Annotated in this window: 7 protein-coding genes; 2 read left to right on the top strand and 5 right to left on the bottom strand. The window is 70.8% G+C overall.

Annotated elements, in window-relative coordinates; genetic code table 11:
• Nucleotides 1-96 precede the first annotated feature (96 nt).
• The 5 genes from ACFZBT_RS40525 to mce form a co-directional block, all read right to left on the bottom strand.
• Nucleotides 97-867 carry an ABC transporter permease gene (locus ACFZBT_RS40525; RefSeq protein WP_391115544.1) on the bottom strand — a complete coding sequence of 257 codons (771 nt, stop codon included), beginning with the start codon at nt 865-867 and terminating at the stop codon, nt 97-99.
• Between the two features lie 2 nt (nt 868-869).
• Nucleotides 870-1,832, bottom strand: coding sequence for an ATP-binding cassette domain-containing protein (locus ACFZBT_RS40520; RefSeq protein ID WP_391115542.1), 963 nt, complete (start codon nt 1,830-1,832; stop codon nt 870-872).
• 85 nt (nt 1,833-1,917) lie between these two features.
• Nucleotides 1,918-2,853 carry a cellulose-binding protein gene (locus ACFZBT_RS40515; protein WP_193480907.1) on the bottom strand — a complete coding sequence of 312 codons (936 nt, stop codon included), beginning with the start codon at nt 2,851-2,853 and terminating at the stop codon, nt 1,918-1,920.
• Between the two features lie 209 nt (nt 2,854-3,062).
• Nucleotides 3,063-6,977: a polarized growth protein Scy gene (gene scy / locus ACFZBT_RS40510; RefSeq protein WP_391115538.1), complete on the bottom strand. Its 3,915-nt coding sequence runs from the start codon at nt 6,975-6,977 to the stop codon at nt 3,063-3,065.
• A gap of 210 nt (nt 6,978-7,187) precedes the next feature.
• The gene (mce, locus tag ACFZBT_RS40505) at nt 7,188-7,628 is read right to left on the bottom strand and encodes a methylmalonyl-CoA epimerase (protein ID WP_391115535.1); all 441 of its coding nucleotides are present in this window, start codon (nt 7,626-7,628) and stop codon (nt 7,188-7,190) included.
• Nucleotides 7,629-7,776: 148 nt separating this feature from the next.
• Between mce and ACFZBT_RS40500 the strand changes: the two genes are divergently transcribed.
• Nucleotides 7,777-8,985: an acetyl-CoA C-acyltransferase gene (locus ACFZBT_RS40500; RefSeq protein WP_391115532.1), complete on the top strand. Its 1,209-nt coding sequence runs from the start codon at nt 7,777-7,779 to the stop codon at nt 8,983-8,985.
• A gap of 59 nt (nt 8,986-9,044) precedes the next feature.
• Nucleotides 9,045-10,004, top strand: a complete 960-nt coding sequence (meaB, locus tag ACFZBT_RS40495) for a methylmalonyl Co-A mutase-associated GTPase MeaB (RefSeq protein WP_391115546.1) — start codon at nt 9,045-9,047, stop codon at nt 10,002-10,004.
• The last annotated feature ends 116 nt before the right edge of the window (nt 10,005-10,120 follow it).

The raw sequence follows: 10,120 nt of genomic DNA, 5'->3' as shown, positions 1-10,120 counted from the left end.
CCTCCGTGCGGTGAAGATTCGACACCTCCACCACACACGGAGGCCTTCGCCGTGATCAAGCCCGTCTGGCGTTAACAACGCTCGTGATCAATACAGCTAGGCGTCGCGCTTCTTCAGCAGCACGTACCCGCCGATCAGGGCGACGAGCACCCACAGCCCCATGATCCCGAGGCCGCCCCAGGGCCCGTACGGGGTGTCGTCGTCGATCGGCGTGACCACCTGCATGATCTTGCTGCCGGCCTGGTCGGGCAGGAACTGGCCGACCTTCTTCGTCGCGTCCACATTGCCGAGGATGTTGGAGATCAGGAAGAAGAACGGCATCAGGATGCCCAGCGACAGCATCGGCGAGCGCAGCATCGCGGCGACGCCCATGGAGAACATCGCGATCAGGGCCATGTAGAGGCCACCGCCGAACACGGCCCGCAGTACACCCGTGTCCCCGATCTCCGCCCGGTGCCCGCCGAGCATCGCCTGCCCCAGGAAGAACGCGGCGAAGCTGGTGACGAGCCCGACCAGCAGGGCGAGGCCGCTCGCCACCGCGATCTTGCTGAACAGGAAGGAGCCGCGCTGCGGCACGGCGGCCAGCGAGGTACGGATCATGCCGGTGCTGTACTCGTTCGACACCACCAGCACGCCGAACACGATCATCGCGAGCTGGCCGAGGCTCATCCCCGCGAAACTGATGAACGTCGGATCGAACTCAGCCCGGTCCCGCGCGTTCATGCTGTCGAACTCGTTCTTCGACAGCGCCGAGATCAGCATGCCGAGGGCGACCGTCACGACCACCACGAGCGAGAGCGTCCACACCGTGGACGCCACTGACCGGATCTTGGTCCACTCCGACCGTACGACCTGGGTCGTAGCCATGCTCAGCCCCTCTTCCAGCCGTCGCCCCACTGCTGCTGCTGTGGCGGCTGCGGGCTTGTCTCGCTGTGTGCGTGGTACTCCACCGACTCCGCGGTCAGCTGCATGAAAGCCTCCTCCAGCGAGGCCTGTTGCGGGCTCAGCTCGTGCAGCGTCAGCCCGTGCTGCGCCGCCAGCTCACCGACGTGCTCGGCCTTGCCGCCGTCCACCTCGAGCACCCCCTCGCCGCTCTCCACGGCCACGATCCCGGCCTGATGCAGCACATCGAGCAGCCGCTCCCGCTGCGGGCTGCGGACCCGGACGTACGACCGTGAGTTGCGCGCGATGAAGTCGGCCATGGAGGTGTCCGCGAGCAGCCGCCCCTGGCCGATGACGACGAGGTGCTCGGCCGTCAGGGCCATCTCGCTCATCAGATGGGAGGAGACGAACACGGTCCGGCCCTGCGCGGCCAGCGACTTCATCAGGGTGCGGATCCAGTGGATGCCCTCGGGGTCGAGGCCGTTGACCGGCTCGTCGAACATCAGGATCCGAGGGTCGCCGAGCAGTGCGGCCGCGATACCGAGCCGCTGCCCCATGCCCATCGAGAAGCCCTTGGTCTTCTTCTTCGCGACCGCCGTCAGCCCGACCGTCTCCAGTACTTCACCCACCCGGCCGCGCGGAATGCCATTGCTCTGCGCGAGACACAGCAGGTGGTTGTAGGCGGTGCGCCCGCCGTGCCAGGCCTTGGCCTCCAGCAGGGCGCCGATGTACGTCAGCGGATCCTTGAGCTGCTGGTAGTGCTTGCCGTCGATACGGACGTCGCCGGCGGTGGGGTGGTCGAGGCCGAGGATCATCCGCATGGTCGTGGACTTCCCCGCGCCGTTGGGCCCGAGAAAGCCGGTGACGATACCTGGTCTGACAGTGAAGGACAGGTTGTTGACCGCCACCTTCTCGCCGTAACGCTTGGTCAGCCCCTCGAGCTCAATCATGCCGCCACGCTAGAACGCGACAAAGCCCTCTGCCACCCGAGCGGCAGAGGGCTTTGCGGAGATTCAGGCTCCGTATGCCCGCGTGTTACCGGGACTGCTGGGCCGGGACCCCACGGGAGATCGGCTCGTCCTCGGCCGGCGTACCGGCGGCGGCCACCGCGGCGCCCGTCAGCGTCGCGAGCATCTCGCGGACGTTCGTCAGCTGGGCGTTGATGCTGTCGCGGCGGTTGGTGAGGGCGGCCAGCTCGCGCTCGGATTCCGAACGGATGCGGTCGGCCTTGGCGTTGGCGTCGGCCACGATGTCCTCGGCCTGGCGCTGAGCCGTCTCCACCGTCTGGCGGGCGCGGCGCTCGGCGTCCGTGCGCAGCTTCTCCGCCTCCAGGCGCAGCTGCTCGGCGCGGTGCTCGATCTCGGCGAGGCGCTTCTCGGCCTTGGCCTGACGCGACGCCAGGTCGCGCTCGGACTGCTCGCGGCGCTTGGCGAGGTTCGTCTCGAAGTCCGCGGCGGCCTGCGCGGCCTTGGCGCGGGTCTCCTCGAAGAGGGCGTCCGCCTCCTCACGCTTGGACTGCGCGTCCTTCTGCGCCTCGGAACGCAGCTGGGAGGCGTCACTCTTGGCCTTCTCGACGATCCGCAGGCCCTCGTCCTCGGCCTTGGCCTTGCGATCCGCGGAGTACGCCTCGGCGTCGTTGCGCACCTGCTGGGCCGCCGACTCGGCGAGCTCACGGTGCTGCTCGGCCGCGCGCCGGGCCTCCTCGCGCAGGTCCTTCGCCTCTTCCTCGGCGAGGCGGAGAATCTTCTCCACCCGCGCACCGAGACCCGCGTACGACGGCTCGGCGTCGGTGACCTGGGCCTGGGCGTTCTGCGTCTCGAGGTGGAGCTCTTCGATGCGCTTTTCCAGAGCGGTGATGCGGGCGAGAGCGCTGTCACGGTCGGAGACGAGCTTGGAGATACGTTCGTCCACCTGAGCGCGGTCGTATCCACGCCGCACAAGCTCGAAGCCGTAGGGGGAAGTGTCGCTCATGGGGTTCCTGTCGAATGAGACCGGTGAGGTGATAGGTGGAATCCTAGGGGCCGAAACGGTGTGTCATCGAGCGGATGCGCGTTTGATCTGGAAAATGAGACCCCTTTTGGGTGGCTGAGCCGCAGAGGGCTTGCCAAAACTTGGTCAAAGCCCCCGGATGGCCCCGGAATCGGCCTCCCGCCCAGGGTGTCACGGGCCGCCCGAACGCCCTAGCTCTCCGAGGACTTGCCACCCGAACGGGGTGCGCCGACCGTCGCGCCCGCCTTGACCCCGTTGTCCTTGCCACCGGCCGGGGCCTCGAAGGACTCCAGCGCCTCCAGGACGTCCTGGACCCGGGAGATCTCCGCGTTGATGTCCTCGCGGCGGCGGACCAGGACCTCCAGCTCGCGCTTGCCCTCCTCGACCGTGCGCTTGGCCTCGCGGATCGCCTCGGCCTTGAGCTCCTCGGCCTCCCGGACCAGCGTGGACTTCTTCTGCTCGGCCTCCTTGAGCAGCCCCTCGGCCTTCTTCACCGCGGCGATACGGACCTTGCCCGCCTCGGAGTTGGCCTCCGAGACGATCTCCTTCGACTTCGCCTGCGCCTTGGCGAGCTGCTCCTCGGCGGCCTTGACGAGCGCGTCGCAGCGGTCGCCCGCCGACTTCATCGTCTCGGCCGACTCCCGGCGGGCCCGCTCGTGCAGCTCCTCGATCTCACCCGTGATGCGGTCGCGCAGCTCCTCGGCGCGCTCCCTGATCTGCGTGGCGTCCCGACGCGCGCCGACCAGCAGCTCGTCCGCGTCCGTGCGGGCCTTCTCCACCAGCGAGTTGCCCTCGACCGTGGCCTCGGACACCAGCCGGTCGGCCTCCGTGCGGGCCGCGCCCACCATCGTGTCGGCCTGCGACTCGGCCTCCGCGGTGGTCTTGTGCGCCTGCTGCTGCGCCTCGCTCAGCAGCTTGTCGGCCTCGGCCGTGGTCTCCGTGATGAGCTTGTCGACCTGCTCGGCCGCCTCGGAGCGCCGCTTGTTGGCGTCCTTGCGGGCCTCGTCCAGGGTGCGGTCGGCCTCCTCGCGCGCGGTGGCGACGAGCCGCTCCGCCTCCGCCTCCGCGTCGGCCTTGACCCGCCCGGCCTCGCTGCGCACCCGCTCGGCGTGCTGCTGCGCCGAGCCGACCGTCTCGGCGGCCTCGGCCCGCAGCCGCTCCGCCTCGCCGGTGGCCTCCCCGACCAGCTGGTCGGCCTTGGCGACCGCCTCGGACCGGACCCGCTCGGCCTCGTTCAGCGATTCGGTGCGGACCCGCTCGGCCTCGGCGACCGTCTCCATCCGCAGCCGGTCCGTCTCCGCGACCGTCTCGGTGGTGAGCCGCTCCGCCTCGTTGCGCGCCTCGGTGATGAGGGTGTCCGCCTGAGTCGCCGCGTCCGACCGGATGCGGTTGGCGTCCTCACGGGCGTCCGCCCGGGTGCGCGAGGCGTTCTGCTCGGCCTCGGCGATGGCGTCCGACGCCTCCGTGCGCGCCCGCTGGGCGTGCTCGGCGACCTCCGCGCGGATGCGCTCCGCCTCCGTGATCGCCTCGGACATCGTGCGCTCGGCGAGCGCCTTGGCGGCCTCGGTCTCCTCGTGCGCCTCGCGCCGCAGCCGGCCGGCGTCCTCGCTCGCCCGCTCCCGCTCCGCGTAGGCGTCGGTACGGACCCGGTCCGCCTCCTCCTGAGCCTCGCGCCGCGTCCGGTCCGCGACGTGCTCGGCGGCGCTGCGCAGCCCGGCGATCTCGTCCTGGGCCTGCTCGTGCAGCCCCGCGACGGAGTCCCGTACCTGCTGGGCGTGCTGCTCGGCGGCCGACACCATCTCCGTGGCCCGCCGGTCGGCTTCCTCGACCAGCCGTACGGCCTCGGCCTGCGCCTCCTCCACGCGCTTGCGCGCCGAGGCCAGCAGCTCCTCGCTCTGCTCGCGGGCCCGCTCGCGCTCCTGGTCGGCCTCCTGCCGGGCGCTGCCGAGAAGCTCCTCGGCCTCGCGGCGCCGGCGGTTGGCCTCCTCCTGGGCGGCGGCCAGCGTCTCGGACGCCTCCGTGCCGATGCGCTCGGCGGCGGCCTGGGCCTCCGCGCGCATCCGATCGGCGCTCTCCTGCGCCTCCGACTTCAGCCGCTCGGCCTCGTTCGAAGCCTCCGAGCGCAGCCGTACGGCGACGGCCTCGCCCTCGGCACGCGAGGCGGACGCGTCGGCAGCGGCCTCGTCGCGCAGCCGCTCGGCCTCCGTCTCGGCCTGCTGCCGGAGCGTACGGATCCGCTCGGCGGCCTCCTCGCGCAGCCGCTCGTTCTCCTCGGCGGCCTCCCGGCGGATCCGCGCCGCCTCCTCACGGGCGTCCGACAGCGCCTGCTCGGCGGCCGTCAGCCGCTCCTCAGCCTCCGTCTGGAGCCGCGTCAGCTCCTCGGCGGCCTCCGCGCGGCGAGCCTCTATGGCGCGCTCGGTCTCCTCGTGCAGCTCCACCGCCGCGCGCTCGGCCTCCGCCTTGAGGCTTTCGGCCTGCTCGATGACCTCCTCGCGGTGCCGCTCGGCCTCCTGCCGGGTGCGCTGCAGGGTCTCCTCGGCCTGCCGGCGCAGGGTCGTCGCCCGCTCGATGGCCTCGGTGCGGACCTTCTCGCTGTCACCCTGGGCGTTCGTGCGCAGCTCGTCCGCGTCCGCCTTGGCCTTGGCGAGCAGCTCCTCGGCGGACCTCGCCGCCTCCTCGATCTGCGCCACGGCCTCCTTGCGGGCCTCGGCGCGGATCTTCTCGCCCTCCTCGACGGCGTCCGCCCGCAGCTGCTCGGCGTCGCCCCGCAGCCGGCGGGCCTCCTCCTGCAGCTCGACCGTCTTGGCGCGGTACTCCTTGGTGTCGTCCTTCGCCGTGCCCTTGAGCTGCTCGGCGATGTCGTGCGCCTCGGCGCGCAGCCGGTCCGCCTCGGCCTCGGCCTCCGAGCGGATCCGCTCGGCCTCCTCGGCCGCGGCCTTGGTGGTCTTCTTGGCGTCCTCGGACGCCTTGTTGAGGACCTCCTCGGCGGTCCTGGCCGCCTTGGACAGCTGGGTCGCGGTCTCCTCGGCGGTGGACGTACGGGCCTTCTCCGAGGCCTCCGCGACGATCTTCTCGGCCTCGGCGCGGGCGTCGGCGACGAGCTGCTCGGCCTCGGACTTGGCGTTCTCGGCCTCCTTCGTGGCCTCCTCGACCAGCCGGGCGACCTGCTCCCGGGCGGTGCGCGTCCGCGTCTCGTTCGCGGACTCGGCACTCGACAGGGCCTTGGCGGCGGCCTCCTTGGCCTCCGTGACCAGCTTCTCCGCCTCGGCCTGCGCCTTGCGCAGCGCCTCCTCGGCCTCGGCCATCCGCTGCTCGGCGGCCTTGCTCAGCTCCGTGGCCTCACGGCGCGCGGACTCCGACTCGGTGGCGGTGGACGTCCGCAGCTGCTCGGCGTGGTCCGTGGCCTCCTGGGCCTGCGAGGAAGCGGCGTTCAGCAGCCGCTCGGCGTCCGTGCGGGCACGCCGAAGGATCTGCTCGGCCTCGGCCCGGGCCTCCTCGGCCGCGCTCGTCAGCCGCTGCCGGGCCTCGTCGGCCAGCCGCTCGGCCTCCGCGCGGGCCGTGGCCATGGCCTGCTCGGCCTCGGCCCGGGACTCCTCCAGCAGGCGCCGGGCCTGCTGCTCGGTACGGGCCCGCAGCTGCTCGGCCCAGGCCACGTTCTCGTTGACGTGCGACTCGACCGTCTGGCGGCGCTCCGCCAGTTCCTGGTCGAGCTGCTGGCGGCGGGTCACCGCCTCCTGGTGCAGCTCCGACTGGAGCCGGGCCGCCTGCTCGGCGTGCTCCTGGAGGATCCGCTGGGTCTGCGCCCGCGCCTCGCTCAGCTCACGGTCGGCGTCCGTCCGGATCTGGTCGGCCTGCATCTGAGCGTTGCGCAGCAACTGCTCGGCCTGCCAGCCGATGTCGCCCCCCTCGAAGGAGGGCCGGGACATGATGGTGCGCCGTGCCTCGTGCAGCTTCGCACGCAGCACCTCGACCTGGTAGCCGAGGTCCTCGGCGTGCTGGATCGCCTTTTCCCGCTCGGTCTTCAGCCGCTTCATCTCGGCTTCGAACCGAGAGAGGTGGTCGACGTCAGCCGCCGGCTCTCGCTCCTGGCTCTCGTAGCCCCGCACTGCGCGGTCCCATCCGTCCCCTGGTCGCAACTCTCTCCAAACGAGCTCCGTCCAACCGCCGAACGGGGCCCCCGGGGAATGGTGTCAGATCATCGGCGGAGCATGGGCTGCTGCCCCGACGCTCGTCCCCCGAAACCCGGACCCCGGAATGCGGTCGCCGCAGACTGAGCGGTGACCGCACCCAACCCTACCGGCCCTTATGTACGAGGGTCAGTGCTCAGGTGACTCAACAGGCGCCGAAGTGACCAGTTCTGTCAGTACGCCATGACAGTCCTTGGGGTGCAGGAAGGTGATCCGTGACCCCATGGAACCGCGTCGCGGCTCTTCGTACAGCACGCGTACGCCCTTGTCCTTGATCTCCGCGGCGTCCCCGTCCACATCCGCCGTACCGAAAGCGATGTGGTGGACGCCCTCGCCGTTCTTGTCGAGCCACTTCGCGACGGTGGAGTCCGGGCGGGTGGGTTCGAGAAGCTGCAGGTACGAGGCGCCGCCGTCGGACGTATCGTTGATCTTGAGCATGGCCTCGCGCACGCCCTGCTCCTCGTTGACCTCGGAGTGGAACACCTCGAAGCCGTAGGTGGCACGGTAGAACTCGACGGTCTTGTCGAGGTCGAAACAGGCGATTCCGATGTGGTCGATTCGCGTCAGCATGAATTCAGTGCAGCGCTCCGGAGGTGGTTACGCAACGTGCGCGCGATCACACCGACGGCCCGATGACGGCACGGAGTGCCACTCAGTACATTCGAAGTAAACCCTCGTTCACTCCTCGGCTGTGCAGCCGGTAAGGGGATCGCAGCTCATGTCTTCTGGAACTTCTGGAGCGGCCGGCTCGGTGATCGTCGCGGGCGCGCGTACGCCCATGGGACGGTTGCTCGGATCGCTCAAGTCCTTCTCCGGGGCCGACCTCGGCGGCTTCGCGATCAAGGCCGCCCTCGACCGTGCGGGGATCGGCGGCGACCAGGTGCAGTACGTGATCATGGGGCAGGTGCTCCAGGCCGGGGCGGGGCAGATCCCGGCACGCCAGGCCGCGGTCAAGGCCGGCATCCCGATGAACGTGCCGGCGCTGACCATCAACAAGGTGTGTCTGTCCGGCCTCGACGCGATCGCGCTCGCCGACCAGCTCATCCGAGCGGGTGAGTTCGACGTGGTCGTCGCGGGCGGTCAGGAGTCCATGACCAACGCCCCGCACCTGCTGCCCAAGTCCCGTGAGGGCTTCAAGTACGGCGCCGTCGAGATGATCGACGCCATGGCGTACGACGGGCTCACCGACTCCTTCGAGAACGTCGCCATGGGCGAGTCGACGGAGAAGCACAACACCCGGCTGGGCATCGGCCGGGCCGAGCAGGACGAGATCGCCGCGCAGTCGCACCAGCGGGCCGCCGCCGCGCAGAAGAACGGCCTGTTCGACGCCGAGATCACGCCCGTCGAGATCCCGCAGCGCAAGGGCGACCCGGTGCTGTTCAGCAAGGACGAGGGGATCCGGGGCGACACCACCGCCGAGTCCCTCGGGAAGCTGCGTCCGGCGTTCGCCAAGGACGGCACGATCACCGCCGGTTCGGCGTCGCAGATCTCCGACGGTGCGGCGGCCGTCGTGGTGATGAGCAAGGCCAAGGCGCAGGAGCTGGGCCTGGAGTGGATCGCCGAGATCGGCGCCCACGGGAACGTGGCCGGGCCGGACAACTCGCTGCAGTCCCAGCCGTCCAACGCGATCCTGCACGCGCTGAAGAAGGAGGGGCTGGGCGTCGAGGATCTCGATCTCGTCGAGATCAACGAGGCGTTCGCGGCGGTGGCCGTGCAGTCGATGAAGGACCTCGGGGTGTCCACCGAAAAGGTGAACGTCAACGGCGGCGCGATCGCCCTGGGGCACCCGATCGGGATGTCCGGCGCACGTCTCGTGCTGCACCTGGCGCTGGAGCTGAAGCGGCGGGGTGGTGGCGTGGGTGCGGCGGCGCTGTGCGGTGGCGGTGGTCAGGGTGACGCGCTGATCGTGCGGGTACCGAAGGGCTGAGCGGCGGTTTTTCGGCGCTTCGCCTTCGCCTTCGCCCTCAGGACATGAACGGAGCTGTGATGCAGGACGTCTCCACGCTGGTCGCCCAGGCCAGGGAGGGCCGGCCGCGGGCCGTGGCCCGGTTGATCTCCCTGGTGGAGGGGGCGTCCCCGCAGCTGCGGGAGGTCATGGCGGCGCTGGCGCCGCTGACGGGCGGGGCGTACGTGGTGGGGCTGACCGGGTCGCCCGGAGTCGGCAAGTCCACGTCCACGTCGGCGCTGGTGACGGCGTATCGCAAGCAGGGGAAGCGGGTCGGCGTGCTCGCCGTCGACCCGTCGTCCCCGTTCTCGGGCGGGGCCCTGCTCGGGGACCGGGTGCGGATGTCGGACCACGCGTCGGATCCCGGGGTGTACATCCGTTCGATGGCGACGCGGGGGCATCTGGGCGGGCTCGCGTGGGCGGCGCCGCAGGCCATTCGGGTGCTGGACGCGGCGGGCTGTGACGTGATCCTCGTCGAGACGGTGGGGGTCGGGCAGTCCGAGGTCGAGATCGCCTCGCAGGCGGACACGTCCGTGGTGCTGCTGGCGCCGGGGATGGGGGACGGTATTCAGGCGGCCAAGGCCGGGATCCTGGAGATCGGTGACGTGTACGTCGTGAACAAGGCCGACCGGGACGGGGCCGATGCGACGGCTCGCGAGCTGAACCACATGCTGGGGCTCGGGGAGTCCCGGGGGCCGGGTGACTGGCGACCGCCGATCGTGAAGACGGTCGCCGCGCGCGGGGAGGGCATGGACGAGGTCGTCGAGGCGCTGGAGAAGCACCGGGCCTGGATGGAGGAGCGGGGGGTGCTGGCGGAGCGGAGGGCCGCGCGGGCTGCCCGTGAGGTCGAGACGATCGCTGTGACGGCGCTGCGGGAGCGGATCGGGGATCTGCACGGCGACCGGCGGCTGGGGGCGCTGGCCGAGCGGATCGTGGCCGGGGAGCTGGATCCTTATCGGGCGGCTGATGAGCTGGTGGCGGGGTTGACGGAGGGCGCGTAGCGCCTTGCGTGGGTGGGGGGTCGGGGCCGTGTCGGGGGGTGTCCGTCCTCGGAACGTCGCGATGGGGTCTCACGCCGACTGACTGTTCGTTGACGCGACAACCGCTGCGGGCGGAC

Origin of the sequence: Streptomyces sp. NPDC008137, from assembly GCF_042957035.1 — a bacterium.
GTDB lineage: Bacteria > Actinomycetota > Actinomycetes > Streptomycetales > Streptomycetaceae > Streptomyces.
Note: the sequence above shows the minus strand (reverse complement) of the source record. Positions and strands in the feature narration are given on the sequence as shown.